At 44.8% G+C, this 25,494-nt stretch carries 22 protein-coding genes; 13 read left to right on the top strand and 9 right to left on the bottom strand.

The features are described 5' to 3' along the window. Nucleotides 1–10: 10 nt before the first annotated feature. From JMX03_RS07700 to JMX03_RS07685, 4 genes are all read right to left on the bottom strand, one after another. Complete coding sequence (locus tag JMX03_RS07700) at nucleotides 11–1,702, bottom strand: AMP-binding protein (RefSeq protein ID WP_201595878.1); 1,692 nt, start codon at nucleotides 1,700–1,702, stop codon at nucleotides 11–13. A 235-nt stretch (nucleotides 1,703–1,937) separates the two neighbouring features. Further along, nucleotides 1,938–2,729: an ABC transporter permease gene (locus JMX03_RS07695; protein WP_201574653.1), complete on the bottom strand. Its 792-nt coding sequence runs from the start codon at nucleotides 2,727–2,729 to the stop codon at nucleotides 1,938–1,940. A 129-nt stretch (nucleotides 2,730–2,858) separates the two neighbouring features. Next, nucleotides 2,859–3,728 (bottom strand): ABC transporter ATP-binding protein, encoded by an 870-nt coding sequence (locus JMX03_RS07690; protein ID WP_201595875.1) that lies wholly within the window; start codon nucleotides 3,726–3,728, stop codon nucleotides 2,859–2,861. A 9-nt stretch (nucleotides 3,729–3,737) separates the two neighbouring features. Next, nucleotides 3,738–4,304 carry a hotdog domain-containing protein gene (locus tag JMX03_RS07685; protein ID WP_227695463.1) on the bottom strand — a complete coding sequence of 189 codons (567 nt, stop codon included), beginning with the start codon at nucleotides 4,302–4,304 and terminating at the stop codon, nucleotides 3,738–3,740. 262 nt (nucleotides 4,305–4,566) lie between these two features. On the opposite strand from JMX03_RS07685, the gene xthA reads away from it, so the two are divergent. The 3 genes from xthA to JMX03_RS07670 all read left to right on the top strand — a co-directional run bounded on the left by xthA (nucleotide 4,567) and on the right by JMX03_RS07670 (nucleotide 7,630). After that, on the top strand, nucleotides 4,567–5,391 hold the full coding sequence (gene xthA, locus JMX03_RS07680; RefSeq protein WP_201595869.1) for an exodeoxyribonuclease III: 825 nt from the start codon (nucleotides 4,567–4,569) through the stop codon (nucleotides 5,389–5,391). 43 nt (nucleotides 5,392–5,434) lie between these two features. Then, nucleotides 5,435–6,658, top strand: coding sequence for a bifunctional glutamate N-acetyltransferase/amino-acid acetyltransferase ArgJ (gene argJ, locus JMX03_RS07675; RefSeq protein ID WP_201595866.1), 1,224 nt, complete (start codon nucleotides 5,435–5,437; stop codon nucleotides 6,656–6,658). A gap of 573 nt (nucleotides 6,659–7,231) precedes the next feature. Then, complete coding sequence (locus JMX03_RS07670; protein ID WP_201595864.1) at nucleotides 7,232–7,630, top strand: DUF4377 domain-containing protein; 399 nt, start codon at nucleotides 7,232–7,234, stop codon at nucleotides 7,628–7,630. Nucleotides 7,631–7,761: 131 nt separating this feature from the next. On the opposite strand, the gene JMX03_RS07665 is transcribed toward JMX03_RS07670, so the two are convergent. Beyond that, nucleotides 7,762–9,195: an L-serine ammonia-lyase gene (locus JMX03_RS07665; protein ID WP_227695461.1), complete on the bottom strand. Its 1,434-nt coding sequence runs from the start codon at nucleotides 9,193–9,195 to the stop codon at nucleotides 7,762–7,764. 655 nt (nucleotides 9,196–9,850) lie between these two features. Between JMX03_RS07665 and JMX03_RS07660 the strand changes: the two genes are divergently transcribed. After that, entirely contained in the window at nucleotides 9,851–11,170 is a 1,320-nt protein-coding gene (locus JMX03_RS07660; RefSeq protein WP_201597874.1) for a solute carrier family 23 protein, read from the top strand. Between the two features lie 81 nt (nucleotides 11,171–11,251). Here the strand turns inward: JMX03_RS07660 and JMX03_RS07655 are convergent, their stop codons facing one another. Further along, on the bottom strand, nucleotides 11,252–12,184 hold the full coding sequence (locus tag JMX03_RS07655; RefSeq protein ID WP_201595861.1) for a DMT family transporter: 933 nt from the start codon (nucleotides 12,182–12,184) through the stop codon (nucleotides 11,252–11,254). Nucleotides 12,185–12,444: 260 nt separating this feature from the next. On the opposite strand from JMX03_RS07655, the gene JMX03_RS07650 reads away from it, so the two are divergent. Then, nucleotides 12,445–13,122: a WG repeat-containing protein gene (locus JMX03_RS07650; protein WP_227695451.1), complete on the top strand. Its 678-nt coding sequence runs from the start codon at nucleotides 12,445–12,447 to the stop codon at nucleotides 13,120–13,122. Continuing rightward, nucleotides 13,119–13,472 carry a WG repeat-containing protein gene (locus JMX03_RS14975; protein ID WP_227695448.1) on the top strand — a complete coding sequence of 118 codons (354 nt, stop codon included), beginning with the start codon at nucleotides 13,119–13,121 and terminating at the stop codon, nucleotides 13,470–13,472. The genes JMX03_RS07650 and JMX03_RS14975 overlap by 4 nt, the downstream gene beginning before the upstream one ends. Nucleotides 13,473–13,594: 122 nt before the next feature. Here the strand turns inward: JMX03_RS14975 and JMX03_RS07645 are convergent, their stop codons facing one another. Both JMX03_RS07645 and JMX03_RS07640 read right to left on the bottom strand, forming a co-directional pair. Continuing rightward, on the bottom strand, nucleotides 13,595–14,644 hold the full coding sequence (locus tag JMX03_RS07645; protein WP_201595859.1) for an alpha/beta fold hydrolase: 1,050 nt from the start codon (nucleotides 14,642–14,644) through the stop codon (nucleotides 13,595–13,597). A 13-nt stretch (nucleotides 14,645–14,657) separates the two neighbouring features. Further along, on the bottom strand, nucleotides 14,658–14,822 hold the full coding sequence (locus tag JMX03_RS07640; protein WP_201574662.1) for a rubredoxin: 165 nt from the start codon (nucleotides 14,820–14,822) through the stop codon (nucleotides 14,658–14,660). 283 nt (nucleotides 14,823–15,105) lie between these two features. On the opposite strand from JMX03_RS07640, the gene JMX03_RS07635 reads away from it, so the two are divergent. Next, nucleotides 15,106–15,699 carry an adenine phosphoribosyltransferase gene (locus tag JMX03_RS07635; protein ID WP_227695446.1) on the top strand — a complete coding sequence of 198 codons (594 nt, stop codon included), beginning with the start codon at nucleotides 15,106–15,108 and terminating at the stop codon, nucleotides 15,697–15,699. A gap of 120 nt (nucleotides 15,700–15,819) precedes the next feature. Here JMX03_RS07635 and JMX03_RS07630 read toward each other — a convergent pair whose 3' ends face one another. Further along, nucleotides 15,820–16,758, bottom strand: coding sequence for a transaldolase (locus JMX03_RS07630; protein WP_201595856.1), 939 nt, complete (start codon nucleotides 16,756–16,758; stop codon nucleotides 15,820–15,822). 340 nt (nucleotides 16,759–17,098) lie between these two features. On the opposite strand from JMX03_RS07630, the gene JMX03_RS07625 reads away from it, so the two are divergent. From JMX03_RS07625 to rarD, 6 genes are all read left to right on the top strand, one after another. Further along, entirely contained in the window at nucleotides 17,099–17,710 is a 612-nt protein-coding gene (locus tag JMX03_RS07625; protein WP_105243824.1) for an IS607 family transposase, read from the top strand. Then, entirely contained in the window at nucleotides 17,707–18,861 is a 1,155-nt protein-coding gene (locus JMX03_RS07620) for an RNA-guided endonuclease InsQ/TnpB family protein (RefSeq protein WP_201595853.1), read from the top strand. Before JMX03_RS07625 ends, JMX03_RS07620 begins: the two co-directional genes overlap by 4 nt. A gap of 361 nt (nucleotides 18,862–19,222) precedes the next feature. Further along, nucleotides 19,223–20,377, top strand: coding sequence for a prephenate dehydratase (gene pheA / locus JMX03_RS07615; protein ID WP_265090496.1), 1,155 nt, complete (start codon nucleotides 19,223–19,225; stop codon nucleotides 20,375–20,377). Between the two features lie 189 nt (nucleotides 20,378–20,566). Then, nucleotides 20,567–21,715 (top strand): histidinol-phosphate transaminase, encoded by a 1,149-nt coding sequence (hisC, locus tag JMX03_RS07610; RefSeq protein ID WP_201595847.1) that lies wholly within the window; start codon nucleotides 20,567–20,569, stop codon nucleotides 21,713–21,715. A 255-nt stretch (nucleotides 21,716–21,970) separates the two neighbouring features. Next, nucleotides 21,971–24,250, top strand: a complete 2,280-nt coding sequence (locus tag JMX03_RS07605) for a bifunctional prephenate dehydrogenase/3-phosphoshikimate 1-carboxyvinyltransferase (RefSeq protein ID WP_227695917.1) — start codon at nucleotides 21,971–21,973, stop codon at nucleotides 24,248–24,250. Between the two features lie 250 nt (nucleotides 24,251–24,500). Continuing rightward, on the top strand, nucleotides 24,501–25,463 hold the full coding sequence (gene rarD / locus JMX03_RS07600; RefSeq protein ID WP_201595841.1) for an EamA family transporter RarD: 963 nt from the start codon (nucleotides 24,501–24,503) through the stop codon (nucleotides 25,461–25,463). Nucleotides 25,464–25,494 lie beyond the last annotated feature (31 nt).

Genomic DNA, 25,494 nt, shown 5'->3' with positions numbered 1-25,494 from the left:
GTCAAGTAGTCTAACCATGCTCAGCCATGTGCTTTTCACGTAGTTTTTGACGTAGTACTTTGCCAATATTGCTCTTTGGAAGTTCACTGACAAACTCAATATAGCGCGGGCACTTATAGCCAGTTAGGTTGTCTAGAGCAAAATATCTAATCACACCTTCGGTGACGTTGCTGTCTGCAGGTACGATATAAATCTTCACTGCTTCGCCTTGGCGTTCATCTGGAATACCAATGACGGCGCAGTCAACGATAGCGTCACAGTCGAGCATCACGGACTCAACTTCGTTGGGAAATACGTTAAATCCTGAGACTAAGATCATATCTTTTTTTCGATCTAGCAAGGTAAAGTAGCCTTTTTCGTCCATACTGACGATGTCACCAGTACGAAAGTAACCATCTTCAGTGAAGCTGTCACTATTATCATGATTAAAATAGCCAGAGGTGACATTAGGGCCTTTAATACACATCTCACCTGCTTGGCCTACACCGACACGCTCATTGTCTTCATTAACGACGATAACATCAACCCCAGGGCCTGGCACGCCAATTGTGCCATTAAACTGACGATCTGTGACCACGTTTGCTGTGCCTACAGCGACGCCTTCAGTCATACCCCAACCTTCAATCATCGCACAGCCTGTTACCTCTAACCAGCGCGCTGCAGTTTGCTCAGTCGCTGCCATGCCACCTGCTTGTGAGATACGTAAAGAGCTGAAGTTCAACTGTCCAAATTTTGGATGATCAAGTAGTCCTTTAAACAGCGTATTGACAGCGGGAAATATATGAAAAGGCTGCTTTGAGAGAGTTTTGATAAATCCTGGTATGTCGCGTGGGTTTGGTACTAAAATAAAGGTATAGCCTGAGCGCATACCGAGCAAACTCAGCATAAAAGCAAAAATATGGTATAGCGGCAATGCCATAACCATATTGATATACACCTCGTCAATCTCTGAGGTGACTGGACGATACCATGCTTCTGACTGCATGGCTGCGGCAACGATATTGCGCTGAGTCAATACAGCGCCTTTTGATAACCCTGTAGTGCCGCCTGTATATTGTAAAATGGCTTTTTGTTCTAATTCCATCTCCGGTGCTTGATGGGGCAGGTTTTTTCCCGCTTTGAGCACATCAGGAAACTTGGTCACTTTATATTTAGGGTCGTTCAGAGCATATTTGGGCACTAAGCGTTTTACTTGACGAATAACAGTATTTACTAAGATGCCTTTTAGACCCATCATGTCACCCATTTTTGAGAGGATGATACGATTAATAGAGGTCTCACCTACGACTTGTTCGAGAGCTTGAGCGAAGTTATCGACGATAAATATAACCTCAGCACCAGAGTCATTGAGCTGATGGCGTAGCTCACGACCAGTATACAAAGGGTTGATAGGAGTACAGACAAAACCTGCACGCAAGATACCGATCATAATCGGTAAATACTGCGGTACGTTTGGCATCATTAGTGCCACGATACTGCCTTTAGCCAATCCTTGTCCTTGTAACCACGCAGCAACTGCGAGTGATGCTTTGTCAACATCATCATAAGTATGAGTAACCCCCATGCAGATACTCATAGGATGGAAACGAAAGCGCTCAAAGCATTCCTCATATAGCTCTATCAGATTGCCATATTGATCTGGATCTATCGTTTTTGGCACATTTGAAGGATAGTGATCTAGCCAGGGTTTGTTCACTGTCATTGCCAGCGTCCTCAAGTTGTAGTCATAGGGAATGTTTACGAGAAAATAACTCTGTTGCTATCTGTAGAGCGGATCAGCACGGATACGACTGATATATGATTAATTGTAATTAAGTCCTACAGAAGAGTAACAACAACGTAATTTCAGCTCATACTAGCATGACAAAACTGGCTAAGATAGAGAAAATAGACAAATAGGCTGACGGATAAGTCAAACTATATTCGACTGGCGGTATTTAAGGTAGGATGAACTGCTTTTTTTTGTTAAAAAAGCGTCTATAAATCAGGAGTGAGCTTATTGTGCAGCCAAGTGTACTGCTAACACATATCAAAAACATGGTGACAATCTGATAGCGTACAGCTTGAGTAGGGTCTGCGCCGGCGAGTATTTGACCAGTCATCATGCCGGGTAAGCTGACAATACCAACGACTAACATAGAGTTCAGCGTGGGTGTCATACCATTGACGATTGCAGCACGTATTTGCTCGTGTACGGCTTCAAATGGACGGGCAGATAGACTTAACATCATCTCAATACGCGCCTGCTGCTCATGAAAGGCCTCGATAAGTTGGTTACTGGTCAAAGAAATGGCAGTCAAAGAATTCCCTAGTATCAAGCCCAATATCGGGATGATAAACTGCGGTGTATACCAAGGCTGCACCCGTAAGATAAGACTGATAGCAATGATAGTGACCAATACGGCTGAGATGCTGACAGCCATGAGAGTATCGACAAACAAGCCTTTGTAGCTGCGTTTGACACGATTCCTAGCAGCGCTACCCGCAATCAGAGTCATGATGGTCAATATGAGCAATACTTCATACCACTGTTCGCGTGCAAAAATCCATGCCAATATCAGACCAATAAAACTCAGCTGTACCACGGTACGTACAGCAGCCATCAATAGTGTCGATGTTAGCCGTAAGCGTAGTCGCCACGACACAATAAGCACAATGGCAATCAAGCTGCTGGCAAGCACAATATCACTATAAGTCAGTAAGATTTGCAGGTCGTCTTTAGCAGTCATAGGTGCTCGTTTGAAAAAAATGGCGGTGAAAAAAGCTAATATAAAATAGACAAATAACGATTAATTATCGAGCTAGAGTTTGAAAGTTGCTACTAAAAGTTGCTATTAAGTGTGAGGTTCAAAATACTATTAGAATACTTCGGTTAACACACCTGCTTGCATGTGCCAATGCTTATCTGCCAAAGGCATGATGTCTTGCGTATCATGAGTTATCCATAACAATGTGCGCGCTGGTTTTGCACGTAACCAGTTGATCAGTAGGTGAACAAGCTTGGCTGAGGTATCGGCATCTAATGCCGCTGTCGGTTCATCTAACAGTAGTACTTGCGGCTCTAACTGCAATAGACGCAGCGTATTGACCAGTTGTCGCTCGCCGCCAGAGAGATGGTTGGCATCTTGCTGTAAGAAGTCAGCTGTCCGCTTTAACTGCGCAAGCTGTTTGATATGCCACTCCATATCAAAATGACTGTGTTGATAGGCTTGTAGGCGATAAGGCATTGTCAGATTATCAAGGACACTGCCTTCTAGCAGTTGCGGGTGTTGCGCTAATAGAGCGACTTGCGCGCGCCATTGTGTGGGTGAGGTGTTGTGAATGCTGAGACGGTCGTAGCTAGTTTTCTTGCTACTATTTTGTTCACTATTCACTTTCTCATTACCATGCTGTAGCCAGACATTACCTGCGCTTATAGGAGAAAGTCCTGATAACACTCGCAATAATACTGACTTCCCACTGCCAGAGTGACCAGTTAATACAGTCACTTGACCAGCTATTAGTTTGCCATGAGCGCCAGCGATCAGAGTACGCTGATGCGCAGACAAAGTCTTATCAGCTGTGGCTTCACCCTTTATTCGAGTCAGCCATTTCTTATGCGGTGCGAGCATACTAGTGGCCACAGCAGTGCGGTCTTCCTCAGAGGCTGCTAGAGTAGTGCGCTTGCTATAAACCCAAATATCCTCGAAGGTAAGCATCGCTGCGCTAGTATCGCAATGATCGTTCATCGATTGATATCACTGCTCATCGGCATGGTGCGCAATAGCTTGCTGGATGGTATTATAGAGCTTTTCTGGCACGCGTATGGGCCGCATAGGCGTGGCATTATCTACTGCAGTCGTGGTGCTTGATGCATTGGTTGACTGTGGTGGCTCAGGCTTGATTTGGTTTTGTACACAGGCGATGACGATTTTGCTACTGCTCAACAAGGTATTTGTAGATGAGCGCTGTTTTTCGTCCGCATCTGCTGGCAGACGGCGATGAATGCTCTGATAAAATACGATGCTGGCAGGTTTTAGCTCAACACGATCGATACGCACATTAATGACCTCATCTAACAGGATGGCTTTTTTGTACTGTAGCTGTGCCTGACTGACGACAAAATGCTGAACTTGACCCTCATCAGAATGCATAAAATAACCGTTTAAGTTAAGCTTGGTAAACCAGTCACGGCGACAGTTTTCAAAAAACACTAAGTGATTAGCGTGGTAGACTATGCCACCTGCATCGGTATGATTAATGTAGATATGATAGTCAGTAGAAAACAGCGGTGTGGCTGTGTGGTATGTAGCGGTTGTCGTCATAGTTTGGCTCATGTAGTTTTGTTGATAGGGATTTCATCGTTTTCTTGAGAGATTATTGAAAAATGCCATGTAAGAGTGAATCAAAATACAGCGTTTATTAGCACAGTACTTTATAGGATTATTAACACAGGATCTTAATGTATCAATTTTTTCTACTGTAGCTTAAGATTTGAGGACACGCAACAGCTAGGTTGGCTGAGGTCTGTTATCATAGTGACGCCCAAAAATAATCAAATTTGAATAAATTAATATAGGATAAGGCATGACTCGTTTTGTTTGTTTTAATATCAATGGTATCCGCGCCCGTCAACATCAGCTCGAAGCAATACGAGAAGTGATTGATCCCGATGTAATGGGTCTGCAAGAAACCAAAGTACATGACGAGCAATTCCCTCTCAAAAATGTAGAAGGTCTTGGCTATCATGTTGAATACTTCGGGCAAAAGGCACACTATGGGGTAGCACTGTTATCAAAGGTTGCCCCTATTTTTGTCCAAAAAGGCTTTCCTGGGGAAGATGAGGAAGCGCAAAAGCGTTTCATCCATGCACGTTATCTGCTACAAGGTCGCGAGATTGATGTGCTTAATGGTTATTTTCCGCAAGGTGAGAGTCAAGACCATCCGACCAAATTTCCTATGAAACGTGCCTATTATGCGGATTTAACCGCTTATATTGACACTCTAAAGGCGGAAGGTCGCTCGCTTATCATCATGGGTGATATGAATATTGCACCAGAAGATATCGATGTTGGTATTGGTGAGGCCAATGCTAAGCGCTGGCTTAGAACGGGTAAAACCTCGTTTTTGCCAGAGGAGCGTGACTGGTATGAGACACTGATGTCACGTGAGCTTTTTGATACCTATCGCCTGCATTATCCAGATAGCACAGAGCTGTATAGCTGGTTTGACTATCGCAGTCGCGGCTTCAATGATGATCCAAAGCGTGGGTTACGCATCGATCATATTTTATGCACAGCAGATCTTCAGGCGCACTCGGTAGACGCTGGTATCAGTTATGAGCTGCGCGGAATGGAAAAACCTTCTGACCATGCGCCGATTTGGTCGTCGTTTGATTTTAGTAAACCCTAATCTAAATAAACCATGATAAATATCAATAAATAAGGATTGAGCTATGGCTGTCGGAAATGTTGCAATACCTGAGACTATTTATGCCATTGATGGTATCAAGCTAAGCGCTACCGCCGCAGGGGTGCGCTACAAAGATCGTGACGATTTAGTGATTATCGAGATTTCTGAGACCGCGACCAGTGCGGTTGTCACGACTAAAAATACCTTTTGTGCCGCTCCTGTCCGTGTACTGCGTGAGCACTTCGCCAAAGCAAGCCCGCGCTATTTAGTAACCAATACGGGTAATGCCAACGCAGGTACGGGTGCTGACGGCATGCGCCGTGCAGAGGATATTTGTGCGGCATTAGCCAGTAAAGCAGGCGTCGATACCAATAGCGTATTACCATTCTCTACTGGTGTCATTGGTGAGCCGCTCAATAGTGAAGCGGTAATCGCGGGGTTGGATAAGGCGCTAGCCAACCTAGCTGCCGATAACTGGCTGGCAGCCGCCAATGGTATTCGTACCACTGACACTATCCCTAAGCTTGCCAGTCAAAAGGTCGATGTTGCTGGTGCTAGCTACCATGTCACAGGTATCTCTAAAGGCTCTGGGATGATACGCCCGAATATGGCGACCATGCTCGGCTATGTAACGACTGATGCCAACATTGCCGCTGATGTCTTACAAGAGATGCTCAGTGCCATCAATGAGCAGTCATTTAACCGAATCACTGTCGATGGTGATACTTCAACCAATGATTGCTGTGTATTGATAGCCACGGGCGCTGCTAGCTCAGATGTGATTGATAGTCCAGAGCATCCGCATTATCAGCCACTATATGCAGCCTTGACCGACGTGTTTGTACGTTTGGCACAATTAATCGTGCGTGATGGGGAAGGCGCAACTAAGTTTATGGCCGTCAAAGTAACGGGCGGCAAAACCAGTCAAGAGTGCTGTGATGTCGCTTATGCCGTTGCACATTCGCCACTGGTAAAAACAGCATTCTTTGCCAGTGATGCTAATTGGGGACGTATCTTGGCGGCTGTTGGTTATGCAGGTATTGAGGATCTTGATACCGAGCAAGTCGATGTGTCACTCGATGAGGTGAAGATCGTGCAAGGTGGCGGTGTGGCGCCTGACTACACGGAAGAGGCGGGCAATACGGTTATGAGTCGTCCGGAGATTACCATTCATATCGATCTTGCTCGCGGTGATGCCACTGACACCGTATACACTTGTGATCTGTCTTATGATTATGTCAAGATTAATGCTGACTATCGTAGCTAAAAAATTTGTAGGTACGACTTTCGCTTAGCCTATGTATAGTCGATACTAAATAAAATGGATACGTTATTTAATAACGCGAAACTGGTATAAATTTTTCTAGCTTGCTGTGCCTACGCCGACAGAGGCTGCAAAAAATTATCCCAGTTCCGCTGTATCTTTTTCATATTGGACTGGCTATATAATAGATTCGCTTGAATTACCCTCTATATAATAAAAGTAAATCTGCTACAGATACCCTTTAAACTATTATTTTATACGTTTGTTTAACATGGGTTGCAAATACTGACGTTATGTTACAAAGTAGTTATAGAGGATAAGGCCTTAGGCACTCTATACTTAGTGAAGTACAACAATAAACGGTGCTGTTGAAACATGGCTGTCTATCAATTCGGGCAGTGCTAACAGCACTATTATTAATGCTTAATATTTAGATAGGTTTTGAAAGATTACGCTTTACGGATCGTTAACTGTAAAGTAGTAAATAAGCCAAATTAGACATTAATACTTAAGCATTAATACTTCAGAAGTAACCAACATAATTAATGAGCATAAATAATTAACTGAGGAAGAATAATGAAAAAATTAGCAATCGCAGCATTGATGACAACATTTGCCCTAGCGGGTTGTTCTACTATGAACTTAGATGATAAGCGCACCATGGTAGTAGAAGGTCAGGCGATGGATGTTAAAGTCGTTAATATTCCAAGTCTAAAAGTAGAGCTTGCACCGCACAAAGCAGTATGTGATGTACAGACTGCTACTGGCGAGATGATTAAAGCTGAGTGCTTGCAGTTCCGTCAAACCTTCCAAAGAAACTACACCACATTTAATGGTGATATCCAAGGCTTCACTTATGAGCCAGGTTATCGCTATGTGCTAGACGTACGTCAAGAAGCAGTGGCTGACGAAGCTGCAGGCGTTGTGAAGCCAGTATGGTATTTGAATGAAGTTATCTCAAAAACCGCTGAGTAATAGGGTTTATTGAGCAACTTAATAGTTTAATCTATAGCTATATCTTAGATTAAAGGAAAGCCTCTAATTCGTTAGAGGCTTTTTTTATGGCTATTTTTAATGATTATGGTGGTTTGAATAGACCCTAACAATTAACATTGGCTGTAGTTGACACTGACACCATGGGTCGCGGTAGGAATTCGGTTATCAGCATAAACCGCTAGGCCACCACGTGCAGTCTCTTTATACTTATCTGACATGTCAGCACCGGTTTGTTTCATCGTTTGGATGGCCTTGTCAAAAGAGACGAAGTGCTGTCCATTACCGCGGCAGGCAAGGCGCGCCGCATTGACTGCTTTTACCGCGCCCATAGCGTTGCGTTCGATACAAGGCACTTGTACGAGACCGCCAATAGGGTCGCAAGTGAGACCTAAGTTATGTTCAATACCGATTTCGGCAGCGTTAAGACACTTGGCAGGATCACCGCCCATCAGCTCTGCTAGTCCAGAGGCTGCCATTGAGCAGGCTGAGCCCACTTCACCTTGACAGCCTACTTCAGCCCCAGAGATAGAAGCGTTTTGCTTGATTAAGCCGCCAATAGCAGTCGCATTTAATAAAAAGTTGCGGACACCCTGTTGGTTATAGCTTGGTAGAAAGTCACGATAATAATGCAGCACTGCTGGAATGATGCCAGCCGCACCATTGGTCGGTGCGGTGACTACTTTGCCGCCATTGGCGTTTTCTTCATTGACGGCCAGTGCATAGAGATCTACCCAATCCATCGCCGCCAACTTATCGGTCTTTGAGATAGGTTGATCCTTCTCAGCGATCAGTTGTAGATGCAGATCTTGGGCACGGCGTTTGACATCAAGCCCGCCAGGCAAGATACCAGAATTTTCGCAGCCCTGTTTGACACAATCTTGCATCACATCCCAGATGGTATCTAAATAGGCAAAGACTTCTTCTTGGTCGCGATAATGACATTCGTTGGCAAGCACTATCTCGCTGATACTCAACTGATGTTTGCGGCACTGCTCGAGAAGCTCTGCACCCGTACTAAACGGGTAGGGGGCGATGTCAATATTGGGTCTGGCTTGATCTTCGTCTGGGTTATTGGCATCTTCTTCATTGATAACAAACCCACCACCGATGGAATAATAGGTTTGCTGATAGCTGGTATCATCTGCCAATACTGCCCGAATGGTTAAGGCATTCGGATGATAGGAGAGGACAGTGTCGCCGTACCAGTGGATATCGCGTTCGCTATTGAAGGCAATAGTATGCTTGCCAGCAAGATTGAGTTGTTTAGCAGAAAATATAGGGGTTAGATACTCACTGGTTAAGCGGGTGTCTATGGTACTGGGAGTATGACCCAACAGTCCTAACAACACGGCTGTATCGGTCGCATGCCCTTTACCTGTCGCAGCGAGAGAACCATACAGCTCGATTTCTATGGCTTTAACATCTGTCAGCTCTGTTTGCTTTGCTAATGAAGCCAAAAATAAGTTGGCCGCCACCATAGGGCCTACGGTATGTGAGCTTGAAGGGCCAATCCCGATTTTGAATAAATCAAATACACTGATCATAATAAGTTACCAAAAAAGTGAAATGGAATGAGCATGGTTTTTCATCCTAAATAGCTTTACAACTTTGAGCGTTTCGCGGCTACCATAACACCCAGATACTGACCTCTGATACAAGCATCACAGATATGGCTTATATCAATAATCAATATCATCATCAAAGATGGATTCGGCGAGTTGTCTATGAAAGTATGTAAACGTAGTAGTAAGGATGATGGGAGAATAATATCTTTTGTTTATTATTGAATTCCGTTATGATGCTCAGCATCGACGCTTATGTAACATCCTGTAAGCTGTTTGTCACTATAGAATATATCATGACGTAATCAACCTAAGCGCTGAGTTTAGTAGAACATATCTGGGCTAAGACATCTAGTAGAATCTAGCGCATTCATAAAAATAAGTATGTTCTAGTACAACTAAAACTCTTTATGCCTGATACTTGCTAGACCTAATAGATGACAGACTGCATAAAACAATGTTTGCCATCGTTGATAAAAACTCTATATTTAAGCTTCAATTCAAAGTCTCAGTTACAAACAGTCACATAGGAAACGCGCGCATGGTATCTCCCTCAGAGCACTCCTCTCAATCAGAAAACAACTCTAAAGAGCCACTTTCTTCAACTGCGCAAACAGCTGCTATAGATCCAGCCTCGATGCAGCTCATAGACAACCCAGATTTTGAGAATGGACGTTGGTTCCCAACTTGGCGACCGTATCAAGGAGATCTTGATCACAATCCAGTCGGTATTAATGAGTATCTACCGCCATCTAAAAGTATCTTACTTGGTATTCAGCATACCTTTGCGATGTTTGGTGCGACAGTACTGGCACCCTTATTGATGGGTTTTGACCCCAATTTGGCTATTTTGATGTCTGGCATCTGTACGCTGATGTTCTTTTTGATAACAGGTGGCCGCATGCCTAGCTATTTGGGCTCAAGCTTTGCGTTTATTGGTCCCGTGATTGCCGTGACTGCTTATGCTGGGGTAGGCTTTAATAGTAATCTAGATGTTGCGCTAGGCGGCATCATGGCCTGCGGCATCATCTATGCGCTGATAGGGCTGCTGGTCATGAAGACAGGCACAGGTTGGATAGAGCGCCTGATGCCCCCGATTGTGACTGGCGCTATTGTGATGATTATCGGTCTGAACTTGGCACCTGTTACCATTCAAGGGGTATCAGCCAATCAGTTTGATGCATGGATGGCAGCCTTGACTGTACTGTTAATCAGTGGTGTGGCGGTATTTACCCGTGGTATGCTCAGACGTTTGTTACTCCTAGTTGGTTTGGTACTATCCTATATAGCCTATTTTGTCATGACCAATGTATTAGGGTTTGGGACAGCCATCGACTTTAGTAGCGTGGCTGCTGCCTCATGGTTTGGCCTGCCAAGTATTCACTCGCCGCGTTTTGAGATGAGTGCGATTATCTTGATTGCACCTGTGGCCTTTATTCTCGTTGCCGAAAACCTCGGGCATTTTAAAGCGGTAGAAGGAATGACCAAAGCACGTGTTACCCCTTATATGGGACGGGCGTTCTTTGCTGATGGTGTGGCGACGACGTTTTCAGCAGGTTTTGGGGGGACGGGTGTGACCACTTATGCCGAAAATATCGGCGTCATGGCAGTGACCAAGGTTTATAGCACTACTATTTTTGTGGTGGCAGGGCTGGTTGCTATCTTGCTTGGTTTGTCACCAAAGTTTGGCGCCATTATCCAAACCATTCCAGCAGCATTATTGGGCGGTGCTTCTATCGTAGTCTTTGGTTTGATTGCCATTGCTGGTGCAAAAATCTGGATAGACAACCACATTGATTTTAGTAAAAACAGCAATCTAATCATTGCTGCAGTCACTGTTATCATGGGTACGGGCAACTTCAGCTTGCATTTAGGCGGTTTTGATTTGGGCGGTATCGGTACGGCAACTTTGACGGCTATTGTACTGAATGCTCTGTTTAACCGTCAAAAGGACTGAGCTATTTGCTTTTGACTAAATAAAAGCAGTCTCTTTTAAAGCAGTTGGTTGTAGACTAACTGCTTTTTTATTAAAGGGGTATTACTTGTATTTACGTCGATAAAAGCGGGCAAAGAACCGATAGCGACGCAGCGCACGCGGCTTTGGCTTTAGCGAGCCTAAATAAATGGCAAACATAGTCAGCAGCGCGCCTGCCCATTGAAGTGAGTTAATGGGCTTATCTAGCCAGCTATAATCAATAATCAAAGCAGCAATCGGCTCAGTCAAGAGCAATAAGCCTGACAACGCCAGTGACAACTTTGGAATAGAGTAGGCGATTAACCCCCACGCCAGACATTGCATCACTGCCCCATATACCAGCACCCAACCAAGCTCGGACCAAGTATTTGGCAGTATATTACCCATGTCAAAAATAAACATTGGCACTACCATAGCAAGCCCACCGCCGATACTGACCAGCTGCATCAATACAAATATAGGCGTTGGCTCAGTATCATGAGTTTTGCGGATAAAAGTCATAGAAGCCGCCAGCATACCCCCAGAGACAATACCAGCGATAAAACCCCAAGTGGCGTCCGAGTTATGCGCAAACTCAGGACTACCAATCATTGCCACGCCAAACATCGCTAAAAACAAGCTAATCAGTTGCAGGATTGACTGGCGTTCATTAAAGATCAAAAAGCCAATCGCCGCTAAAAAGAAGATCTGCAAGCTGTTTAGTAAGGTGGAAATGCCAGGGCCAACAGCATAAATACTCTCATGCCATAATGCCAGATCCAAACCTAAAAACACACCTGATAGCAATCCGTAGACAATAGCGCGACGAGCACGCGGCATCCGTTGTCCTGTCATCTTGGCCAGAAAGGTAAATATTACCCCTGAGATCGCCAGTCGCCAAAAAGACATCGCCCAACCGCCAATATCGACATGAGCCACTATTAGACTGCCCAAACCAAAAATAATACAACCAATAATCAAACCGATCAAAGCAGAACGGGAAGATGCGATAGCCATAAGATGTCCTTACCGCGATAAAACGTACAATGACAGAGAAAGGGAAAGTAGTTGCTAGAAGACTGCCAATAGTCTATGGAGTATGCTATCACTAGCCATTGAAGCTCAGCAAATAATAAAAAGGTACAATTGTAAACGTTAGGAGCTGGCTATAACATTTAGCTATTAGAAAGCTAAATGTTATAGCCAGCTCAAAATAAAAGCAGTATGCTAATAACACGCCTTAGTATCACACTCATATCCATAATTCAGGTCTGATTATGTCTCAACGATCTATGCCGCAACTATCAACGTCGCAATTATCAACGTCGCAGCTCATAAAGCCACAGCGACTGACCAATCAACGCTTATACCTCGCCGTTGGTGTCTTATTAAGCACGATGTTTTTAGTGCCTAGCGCTCAGGCAGCCAGTTGTAAGATACCAAAGAGCTATTATAAAAACGTCTCTTGTACCTCCAGTCGTGGTCACTTTTTGGCCATCAAAGACTTTGGTGCGCCTGTCGCTATTATTGATAGTAAAGGCAAAAGAGTGGTGGATTTATCACGCTACCAGCAAGTGGATCCCAATAAAATCTCAGAGGGTTTGCTACCTGTACTGCGTAATGGGCGCGTGGGTTACCTAAATATGCAAGGCCGTGAAGTCGTGCCGACAATGTACGATATGATCAAAGAAGGGCAGAGCTGGGCGCGTCCAGTATCCGAGGGGCGCATCGTGGTCAAAAGAAATGGTAATTATGGGGTTATCAACACAGGCAATCAAACCATCGTCTCATTCTCCTCGACGATCAGTGGCATTGACGACTATAAAGGCGGTATGCGCGGGTACGTAAAAACAAAGCAGTCAGCTGGCTGGACAAAAGTGGCAATCCGACCACTGATCCAAATAGCAAAAACGACCACGATGGCATCTTACAAGCTCCAAACAATGAGTCCATGATACCGGCCAGACCTGCGCTATTTACAACTCTACAACCGCATCAGCAAGATGGACGTTGGGGTTTTGTTGATGAAAATAATGTGACCATGATTACTTATTCATTCGATGAGGTACGGCCATTCTCTGAAGGTATGGCTGGGGTACGTGTTGATAGTAAGTGGGGATTTGTTAATTTAGGCGGTGAGTTGGTTGTTCCCTTCCGCTTTGAAAACAGTGGTGTACAAGCTGAAGATAACTATAATGGAGCAGCCTCATTTGTCTTTACAGACGGCAAAGCTTGGGTAGGTAATCTACAGAATGGCAGGAAGCTTTGTATCAATAAAGAAGGCACTAACGTGAGCTGTGACTAGATCATTTGTGATTAGGTCAGTTGTGACGAGTATTAGAAAAGAGGTCGCAGTGCATATACAATCTATGCGCTGCGACCTCTTTTTGGTGGGCTAAATTTAAAACAGTGGGTTTTAAAGGTGGCTTAATCCAGTAAGTGCTTACGAATCAAATCAACCAAGTAAGGCTGATAGTACGCAGGAATATCGTGCGCCATCCCTTCAATAAGATGGAACTTAGCATTAGGAATGGTCTTTGCAACCACGCGTCCCTGTGATGGAGGCAGTAATCCATCAGCACTACCATGAATCACGATGGTTGGCGCTTTGACTTGCTTAGCAAAGCGGCTGATAGAGCCTGATGCTAAAATAGCATTTAGCTGCTGTACCGTACCGAGTGGATGAAAGTTACGCTGATAGCGTAGTTTGGCAATCTCACGCACTGTACGGACGTTGACATGCCCAGGTGTGCCTACCGTCTTCATAAACCAGACACTATGGCGCACAATATCGCGCTCAGAATGGCTCTCGGGACGGTTGATTAGGGTATATAGCTGCCTTGGTTTTGGTGGCCGTAAAAACCCGCGATTGGTGGTGGTAAATAGCAAAGCCATGCGCTGTACCAAGCTTGGGTAACGTGCTGCCACGATCTGGGCAATCATGCCGCCCATTGAAGCACCAAGTAAATGCGTACTGCCAAGGTGCAGCGCTTTAATCAGCCGTACCGTATCTTCAGCCATGTCTGTTAGATTGTAAGCGACCTGCTGACCTTTATTAGACAGTCCTGTCTGCAGGCGTAGCATCATTTTTAGCTGACTGACACGTGGTAGGCCGTCGATGCGTACTTTAGAAGACAGACCAATATCACGATTGTCAAAGCGAATCACAAAAAACCCAGCATCAATCAGACGTTTAATAAAATCATCTGGCCAAAATATCATCTGTGAGCCCAGCCCCATGACCATCAGTAGTGGCGGGTTATTTGGGTTGCCACCGGCTTCAACGCACAATTCAATACCATCACCGATATCGATCATGGCTTGATGTAAGTGCTCACTCAAATCAGATTGACGCCAGTAGTGCTCACCGAACTGATGCCACTCAGGCGTCGGGTAATTAATAGCTACTTCAGGTAGGTCGCCGTCAGCAGCCTGATTGGGCTGACTTAACGGCTGTTGATCGTTTGAATCTTTCATGAGATCTCCTATATTAGATCTCTAACATCTCAAAATCTAATTTACCCACACCGCACTCAGGGCAAATCCAATCGTCTGGTACATCATCCCATTTGGTGCCAGGAGCGATGCCTTCTTCGGGGCAACCAAGCTCTTCATCGTAAATCCAGCCACAAACAATACATTCATAACGTTTCATACATAGTCCTATCAATTTTACTAATTTTATCGCTCATTAGCAGCCTGCAAAAACGCACGTAGTTTATCATATAACGATACTTTACGCCGTTAAGTTTACACTTGTATATTGAGATAAGTAAGTGCTTATCAAGTAAATATTAAAAGTTTATTATAATTAATGTGCGCTGTATTTATGGCTATATGCACCCAGATAATGCCATTTATGCTATGATAACGCCGTTAATATCTGCATTATTTACCTTGGTTATCGCTGTTATATTATTATCTAGTAAAGGGTCATTATGAGCGCTATTGCCGCTACACCGTCAGACAATCCAACCAATGCCAATCCAGCCAATATCGAAACTGAAGCGTTGAACGCGCTCAATACTGACCATCCATTTTGGCAGATTATACGTACCGTACCAGATTTTCCGAAAGCTGGTATCGATTTTTATGATATTACGCCATTACTGCGCAGTCATATCGACGACGTCATCGATGCGCTATTAGCCGCGTTGCCTGATGGTTTGATGGATGAAGTAGATTGCCTAGGTGCAGTTGAAGCACGTGGGTTTGTCTTTGCAAGCTTGCTGGCAGGTCGTCTGGGCAAAGGTATGATTTTGTTACGTAAGCCAGGCAAGCTGCCGCCACCTGTTGCTAACAAAGCCTACGCGTTAGAATACGGTAAAGACACGCTTGAGATGCAAAATAATTTACCCCCTGAGCGCGTATTGCTGGTGGATGATATCTTAGCGACTGGTGGTACATTGACCACTGCTTATGAGCTGTGTAAATCCGCTGAGCATACGGTAGTAGGCGCTTTAGTATTACTAGATTTGGTTGGCCTACATGGTGAGTTTCCTGTGCCTGTTTATACCGTGTTAAGAGCTTAAAAGTTAATCATACAAAATAAAAAGCGCGCTAACGATTTGGTTAGGGCGCTTTTTTGTGAGGTGGTGAGTTGATAGAAGCCTGAAGTGAGAGAAACGCGGTGCTAGATTTGATGGCTAACTTTAGCGAATCTCTGCCAAAGCTTTGATTAAATCCTCACGCGCACGGATAAAGCCATCAATACCTTTTGGAAGGAGGTCTTGCGTCACCTTATCTTGCTGATACGCGTCATTAAACTCCTCACGGGTTAAGCTCACACGATTCATCTTATCCATTTGCATGGCCATATCAGCCGACAGCTGATGGGTGACAGAACTGTCCATTGCTGCCAGCTCGTCAATGAGGTTTGGTGCGATGGTCAATAGATCACAGCCTGCCAGCGCCAATATCTGCTCAGTTGAGCGAAAGCTTGCGCCCATGACTTGCGTATCATAGCCATGCTGTTTGTAGTATTGATAAATAAGCTTCACGGATTGTACGCCCATATCATCAGAGGCAGGTACATTCTGACGGCTCTGCTGACGCTTTTGCCAATCTAAAATACGACCTACAAACGGTGAGATTAGGGTGACACCCGCATCAGCACAGGCAATGGCTTGATGCTGACCGAATAGTAAGGTCAAATTGCAATGAATACCTTGGGTTTCAAGATAGCGTGCTGCTTCGATGCCTTGCCAAGTTGCGGCGATTTTTATCAGTACCCGCTTTGGGTCAACCCCTGCTTTTTCATAAGCTTCCATAAACTCCAAGGCTTTATCAATCGTCGCCTGTGTATCATAAGACAGCCTAGCATCAACTTCGGTTGAGACGCGGCCTTCGATTACCTCTAGAATGTTACAGCCGATTTGGATGGTCAGCGCATCAATGACGGCATCGACATCACCTTTGTGGCGGCTCATGGTCTCTGACAGCATGGCCTGATTATCGGGATGGACGAGTGCTTTGGTAATCAGGCTTGGGTTGGTGGTCGCATCAATCGGTTTTAAGCGCGCGATGGCGCTAAGGTCACCAGTATCGGCGACAATGGTGGTCATGGTGCGAAGCTGTTGTAAAGCGCTCATCATACATCCTTATGAAAACAATTAACGGTGGCTATTCGCTGATAGCGATGCTGCTAGTATTTAACAATCTATTATCCAGTAATGGACTTTAACATAATTTTGTCGCTAGTTTTAGGGGGTAGTGGGCTTTGAGCGGCGATATTAAGGGTTGCAAACAGTTAAATAAAACATATACAAACCTACCTATTTATTACTATAATAGATAGATTATATCTATAATACCAAACCCAAAAAGTGCAATTCACTTTGTCAAACTTGCTCAGCCTACTAGGTGTAGTACTTGCGCAAGTTTTCCGCGTTACTCTAATTTTTGGAAATGGTATAATATAGAGAGCAAGTTATGGGGAAACTGGTTAGTATTGGGGAGGCTGCCAAACATTTCGGGGTTGCTCAATCCACATTAAGACGTTGGGATGAGGATGGTACGTTAGTCGCCAAGCGAACCGAAAACGGGCATAGGCGATATGATTTAAGTGAAATCAGACCGCATTCCTTAAATACACCACCTAAATTAGACCGAAAAACCATTGCTTATGCTCGTGTGTCGAGTCGTGATCAAAAAGACGACTTACTTCGCCAGTCTCAAGTTTTGGAACTTTATTGTGCCAGGCAAGGCTGGACTTTTGAGACGATTACCGATCTTGGTAGTGGAATGAATTATAAAAAGAAAGGCTTAAAAAACCTGCTTGATGACATACTGAGCAATAAAGTTGAACGGCTGGTAATTACCCATAAAGACAGGCTTTTACGATTTGGTGCAGAACTGGTTTTCATGTTGTGTGAGGCTCGTGACGTTGAAGTGGTAATAATCAATCAAGGTGAAGAGTTGAGTTTTGAGCAAGAATTAGCCCAAGATGTATTGGAGATTATCACCGTATTTTCAGCGAGGCTATACGGCTCTTGCAGCAAGAAAAACCAACAATTAATAGAGGCGGTTAAAAAAGCATTATGATCCGTGGACACATTATCGAACTCAAGCCAAACAACGTACAGGCAAATCACCTTGCTCGTGATTGTGGCGTGGCGAGAAAAGCCTACAACTGGGCTTTGCATGAGTGGCAGCGGCAGTATGCGCTTGACAAAGCGTACCGTGATGCGTGTTTGGCCGCAGGCGTTGAGGTTGATACTAAAAATCTAAACAAGCCCTCACAGGCGAAGCTCAGACGCGAATTGAACGCCATTAAGCGTGAATTATTCCCCTATATGCTGGAAGTGACCAAATGCGCTCCGCAGGCGGCAATCATGCAGTTGGGTGATGCTTATAACAACTTCTTTAAAGGCTTAGCGAAATACCCAACCGCTCGTAAAAAAGGCCGTGACGATAGATTCAGTTTATCCAACGACCAATTTGCCATTAAAGGTAAATCCATTCGTATCCCAAACTTGGGCTGGGTTCGCTTAAAAGAAGCTTTACGTTTTGACGGCAAGATCATGTCAGCCACCATCTCTAAACGTGGCGGTAAGTGGTTTGTTAGTGTGGCTGTTGAAATACAAAAAGCTGTAATTCCTACTAAAAAGACAGGTAAAAGCGTTGGTGTTGATCTTGGTATTACCGACTTACTGGTTTTATCAGACGGCACTAAAATTAAAGCGCCAAAACCACTTCAAGCAAACCTTAAAAAACTAAGAACGCTAAACAAAGCGCTCAGTCGCACTAAAAAAGGCAGTAAAAACAGAGAAAAAGCGAAAACCAAGCTCTCTCGTTTGCACTACAAAATCAGGTGTATCAGGCAGGATTCTCTCCATCAAATCACAACAAGTCTGGTTAATGAGTTCGATGTGATTGCGATTGAGGATTTAAACGTCAAAGGTATGGTTAAGAACAGGCGGCTATCAAGAGCTATCAGTGACTTGGGTTTCTTTGAGTTTAAGCGACAGCTTATCTACAAAGCCACTGAGCAAGGCAAGGTTGTGAAATCAGTCGGACCCTTCTACCCAAGCTCAAAAACCTGTTCAAACTGCAATCATATCCTTGGTAAAGATGAGCTAACATTGAAAATGCGTGAGTGGTTGTGCCCTAACTGTCAGGTTTCTCATGACCGTGACCTGAACGCCAGTATTAATATTTTAAATAACGCAACAGTTATCTTAACAGCTGCATAATCCTGTTTATTGGACGGTGAGTTCCATCGCCAATTAAAAAAGTCTGTGGAGTCGTGGTCAGTCTAAATCTCAAATGAGAAATAGCGCGTGACAATGAAGCAGAAAGAAAACGTCAAACCTATCTAATAGTCAATATTGGCAAGGTTTGAGTAAGATTTTTGGAACGGGATATCCTCTAAAAGCATCACCTAATCATCATTAGGAATACCCTATATAAAGATTTTGCTGCAATTAGCTTGGTTTACGCATGGGCACTGTACGCAGTTTTTGCTATAGTATGAGCGGTCAATCTCATCATAGTAATAAATAATACGTTTGAAAAGGATATGTGGCAATGAGTGAGCAGTCATCAGAGAAAAATATGGATAATCTAAACCCAGCGGCTGCAGACGCCAATGACATCTCAACTGACCAAGAGTTTTTAAATCGTTTGCGTCAAAATATTGATGCAGTGGATTGCGAGATTCAAAACTTAATCAATAATCGTGCCAAGCTGGCTCAGCAAGTGGCTGTTGTCAAAAAAGACCACGCCGCCAAGAGTGATAAGGCTGCAGATCACGATCCTATTTTTTATCGTCCTGAGCGTGAAGCGCAAGTTCTAAAAGCCGTCATGGCACGTAATACTGGGCCTATCGCTGATGAAAAAATGGCGCGTCTGTTCCGTGAAATCATGTCAGTCTGTTTGGACCTAGAAGCGCCGCAACGCATCGCGTTCTTGGGCCCTGTCGGCACCTTTACGCATGCTGCTGCGCTCAAACACTTTGGTAAAGCTGCGGATACTGTCCCACTGACTACCATCACTGATGTGTTCCGTGAAGTGGAGGCGGGTACGGCTATGTATGGTGTGGTGCCAGTCGAGAACTCTTCAGAAGGGGTGGTCAATCATACGTTGGATGGATTCTTATCTTCTACATTAAAAATAATCGGTGAAGTTGAGCTACCCATTCATCAAAACTTCTTGGTCGCTGAGCATACCAAGGTCGATGGACTCAGCCGTATTTACTCGCACCAGCAGTCACTGGCTCAGTGTCGCCATTGGCTTGATGTAAACTTCCCGAATGTGGAGCGTGTGGCTGTATCGAGCAACGGTGAAGCCGCTCGTCGTCTCAAAAATGAATGGCATTCAGCCGCCATTGCAGGTGATGTCGCCGCTGCAGAGTACGGTCTGCATAAGTTATATACTAATATCGAAGACAACCCTAGTAATACCACGCGATTCTTGGTCATTGGTCATGAAGCGATTGCCCCATCAGGTCAAGATAAAACCTCTATCGTGGTGTCAGCTCACGACAAAGCAGGGGCGCTTATCGAAATTCTGAAGCCGTTATCCTATCATGGCGTATCGATGACCAGTATTGAGACGCGTCCTGAACGTCCCAATAAGGGGGCGTATGTATTCTTTATTGATATGAATGGTCATATCAACGATCCAAATGTGAGTGCGGCTATTGCGGATATCCGTCCGTTGGTGAAAGATTTGCGTATACTAGGTTCATATCCAGAAGCAGTGCTATAGTAAAAATCCACTATAAAGGAGTGATAGCGTTAACCACGCTTGAGGTATTACAAGTGCATCTGCGTTCGGTTGCCTTGACGCTCTTTTATTTTTAACTGACTATATAACACTGGCTTGGTAAAGCTACCCGCCAAACCGCTTATGGATATTACTAAATAATAAATGCGCCATCACATCTAAGGATCAACCATGCAGTCTACCAAATCGTCAGAGTCGAGTTTGTTGCCGCTAGCGCCTGCCTATGACAGTATCTTAGAGTTGGCACCTTATCAAACGGGGAAGCCGGTTGAAGAGTTGACTCGCGAATATGGCATCTCTGATGTGGTCAAACTTGCCAGTAATGAAAACCCGCTAGGCTGCTCACCACAAGTGACGCTGGCCATTACTGAGCAGTTGGGCCAGTTGGCACGCTATCCAGACGGCAATGGCTACTACCTCAAGCAAGCACTCGCAGACTTTAATGATATAGACATAGAGCGTATTACTTTGGGTAATGGCTCCAATGATTTTCTTGATATTTTAGCCCGTAGTTTTTTGGGCTCTGATGACGCCATTGTCTATAGCCAGTATGCCTTTGTGGTGTATTCTATGTTGGCTAAAATGCAAGGGGCGACAGGCATAGAAGTGCCAGCGCAGCGCTATGGGCATGATTTAAAAGCGATGTCTCAGGCCGTTCTGGATAATCCAAATACCAAGATGGTCTTTATTGCCAATCCAAACAACCCAACTGGTACCCAGCTCAAGCAAGATGAATTGCATCAATTTGTGGCTGGTTTGCCGCCCTCAGTACTGGTGGTTTTGGATGAAGCCTATATAGAGTACAGCCCTGATAGCAACAACCGTGCACTTTTAGATACGTATGATAATGTGGTCATCGTGCGTACTTTTTCTAAAGCCTATGGGCTGGCAGGTTTGCGTGTTGGTTATGCGCTGAGCTCGGCACCAGTCGCAGAGCTACTGAATCGCATCCGTCAGCCTTTTAATGTTAGCCGTGTTGGACTCGCGGCTGCTGAGGCTGCCCTTGGCGATCAAGACTTTATTGCAAACTCTCGAGAGTCAAATAAAGAACAAATGCGCTGGTTAGAAAAGCAGTTTGATGCGCTAGGCTTGGGTTTTGTAAAATCGCATGCCAACTTTATTATGGTAGAAATAGAAGTTGAGATGGAAGATGTGAGCGCCATTACGGTCAATAAAGCGCTATTAGAGCAGGGCGTTATCGTGCGTCCACTAATCGCTTATGGTCTAAAAAACTGGCTACGTATCACTGTAGGTGTGGCAGAAGATAATCTGCGTTTGATAGATACTTTACGCTCCATTTTGCTAGACGATCAAGTATAGTTGCTCCATCAAAAATATTTTTTTTAATTAGGGTGTGTCCTCATTTTTAGCTCATTTAGATGTCCATCAATTGAATTGAGAACACGCCCTAATACACCTGACACCAGTTTTAGCCTATAGATGCCTTTAAGTAGGTTAAGACTGGTTTGTTCAATGAGAAAAGCCGTGAGTCTTCAAAAAAACAACCAGAATAATAAACCCCTACAACCACTTACAGCTGCAAATAAGCCTGTTTCCTTAGCCAATGAGTCGGTCATCTTTAGACAAGTTTGTGTCATTGGTCTAGGTCTAATCGGTGCAAGCCTTGCGCAAGCGATTAAGGATAAAGGTTTAACTACGCGACTGGTGGCAGTGGACAGGCATGCACCTAGCATAGCGGAGGCCATGCAGCAGGGCTTGCTGGATGCAGGTAGTTCAGTCTTGAGTGATGTGGTCAGTGGCAGTGATTTGATTGTCATTGCGGTGCCAGTACAAGCGGCAAAAATGGTGTTTGCTGATATTAAGAACGCCATGAAGAGCGGCCAGCTTGCCAGCGATTGTATTATTACTGATGTCTGTAGTACCAAGGTCAATATCGTGGATGCTGCTAAGGCCGTTTTCGAATCACTGCCGACAGGTTTTGTGCCTGCGCATCCGATTGCTGGTGCCGAAAATTCAGGGTATCATGCCAGGCGTGCCGAATTGTTTGTCAATCACAGCGTTATTATTTGTGAGTTACCAACGACCAGCGCTACTGCGATTGTTAGTTTACGTCAGCTATGGGAGTCGGTAGGCGCGTCGGTGATGGCTATGTCTGCTGAGCATCATGATGCCATACTGGCGCATACCAGTCATTTGCCGCATTTGCTTGCTTTTAATTTGGTTGAGCAGTTAGCGAGCCATGATGATAACTTAGATATGTTTCGCTACGCTGCCGGCGGGTTTAGAGACTTTACCCGCATCGCTGCCAGCGATCCTAAAATGTGGCATGATATATTTTTTGCCAACGAAAGCGCGATTGTTAGCGCCCTTGATGAGTACAGCGTCTATTTACAAAAAATGCGCCAACTTATCATTGATAAAGATTCAACCGCCCTGATGGGACTTTTGGGCCGCGCGCAAGCCGCACGGCGACATTTTGGCCATATGTTAGCCAGCACCCCTTATACGGATACCTCTGCCATGTCAGCTTCTTACCTTATTTCTCCCAGTAACACCGTCACAGGCACCATTGCCATTCCTGGTGACAAATCCATTTCTCATCGCAGTATCATGCTTGGTAGCCTTGCGACAGGCGTGACCCATGTCACTGGGTTTTTGGAAGGTGAGGATGCGCTGGCAACCTTGCAAGCGTTCCGTGATATGGGCGTGACCATTGAAGGCCCCAATAATGGAGAATTAACCATTCACGGCGTCGGTATGAATGGTTTAAAGCCAAGCAAAACACCGCTGTATATGGGCAACTCAGGTACCAGTATGCGCTTGCTAGCGGGTATCTTAGCCGCACAGACGTTTGATAGTGTGCTGACAGGCGATACCAGCTTAAACAAGCGCCCAATGGAGCGTGTGGCGGCACCACTGCGCGCCATGGGTGCCGTTATTCAAAGTACAGGGCATAGCGGTACCGCGCCGCTTAGTATCGCTGGCCGTAGCTCTGTCGGTAAGCCACTGCAAGGTGTGGAGTATGATATGCCAGTCGCGTCTGCACAGGTCAAGTCTTGCTTGCTATTAGCAGGGCTATGGGCAGAGGGGACAACGACAGTGATTCAGCCTGAGGTTAGCCGTGACCATACTGAGCGTATGCTATCGGCCTTTGGATATCCAGTCACTGTAGAGGGTAATCGGATCAGTGTAGAAGGCGGCGGCACGCTTACAGGTGGTGATATTGCTGTCCCTGCAGATATCTCCTCTGCGGCGTTCTTTATGGTCGCCGCTGCCATCAGTCAAGGTAGCGAGCTGACCCTAACGCAAGTCGGTATTAACCCGACCCGTACTGGGATCATCGATATTCTAAAGCTGATGCAAGCCGATATTAGCCTGAGTAATGAAACGCACGTTGGCGGCGAACCAGTCGCAGACATTACCATTCGTGGCTCAAACTTGGTCGGTATTGAAATTCCAGAGTATCTCGTGCCACTAGCAATTGATGAATTCCCAGTCTTGTTCATTGCTGCCAGCTGTGCGCAGGGACGCACAGTGTTAACTGGTGCAAAAGAGCTGCGTGTCAAAGAGTCAGATCGCATTGCTGTCATGGCAGATGGTCTGCAAACGTTAGGCATTGATTGTACGGTTACCGAAGATGGTTTGATTATTGAAGGCAAGGGCGCTGAAGGTCAAAACGGTGCAGTAAATAATAGCCAACCTGTCTTTGGTGGCGGTCATATTACTTCACATCATGATCATCGTATTGCCATGAGCTTTGCAGTTGCTAGCCTAAGAGCGTCTGAGCAGATTATCATTGAAGGTGTTGAGACAGTCAATACCAGTTTCCCAGGTTTCGCAGAGCTTGCCAATCAAATCGGCATGTCTATCGAAGTCGATACGGGCGATGCTTAATATGAAGTTTAGTAGTAGCTTGATTCATAATAATAGTGGTTTTTAAGTGTAACGCGATTCATTGCCAGCCTTAAAGTCTTGTTGCTAAAGGTTGTGATCGTGAGCAATGTGTTGATACCTCATTTGGTATGAACGCATTGCTTTTTGTTTTTATACGCTATTTAGTAACCCTGCGTTCTTGCCTATCGTTTTCAGTATTTATCAAAATAGTCAGGCGCGCGCTTTGCTCCAAATTAAGTTGTTTTGTCTTATGACTACCCAAAATGTTCTCAAAAAACCAGTTGTTCCGATTCAAACGACCAGGCGCGGTATCATCACTGCGCTTATCGCTTTTTCGATTTGGGGCGCTTTTCCATTATATTTCAAGCAATTAGCTGCTTATGATGCGACTGAAATCATTGGACACCGAATTATATGGACGTTTTTATGTTTGTTGGTCGTGTTGGTCGTCACCAAACGCTGGCAATGGATTGCAACGCTCAAACAGCATCCTAAATGGATAGCATTGACTTTTGTATCTGGATTGATCATCGCGACCAATTGGCTCACCTATGTTTGGGCAGTCAATCATGACCAGATACTAGAAGCCAGTTTGGGCTATTTTATCGGTCCCTTGGTCGGTGTGGCGCTATCGATGATTTTGTTTAAAGAACGCTTGCGGACGCTGCAATGGGTGGCGATTGGTTTTGCGCTCTTATCTGTGGTGATTCAGGTGGTTATGCTCGGTAGTTTGCCATGGATATCATTGATATTGGCCTTTAGTTTTAGCACTTATGGCACCATACAGCGACAAACGCCATTGACCGCTGTTGATGCGATGTTCGTTGAAACAACGATGTTGGTACCGATATGTATTTGGTGGTTTTGGCAGGCAGAGGTGGTCAGTAGCCAGATTGGTTTTTGGTTTACATCAAACATCTGGCTATTAATGTTGGCAGGTCCTATTACGCTGATTCCCTTATTATTGTTTAATAAGTCTACAAAACTGGTTGCCTATAGTATTCTAAGTTTTATGAATTATTTAACCCCAACCTTTATTTTCTTCTTAGCCGTGTTTTATTATAAAGAACCTTTTGATATTAACCGTTTGGCCGTATTTGGTTTGATTTGGCTCGGTCTGTTATTATTCAGCATTGACTTGTGGCGCCATCGCCCAAGTAAGGTACTAAAAGCGGCGCGTCTGCGTGAAGAGGCTTTGCAGCAAATTAAATAGAACTTGAGCTAAAAACCCAAATTAAAAACTA

Source organism: Psychrobacter fulvigenes (genome assembly GCF_904846155.1).
In the GTDB taxonomy this organism is placed as follows: domain Bacteria; phylum Pseudomonadota; class Gammaproteobacteria; order Pseudomonadales; family Moraxellaceae; genus Psychrobacter; species Psychrobacter fulvigenes.
This window is presented reverse-complemented; position numbering and strand designations above follow the sequence as displayed.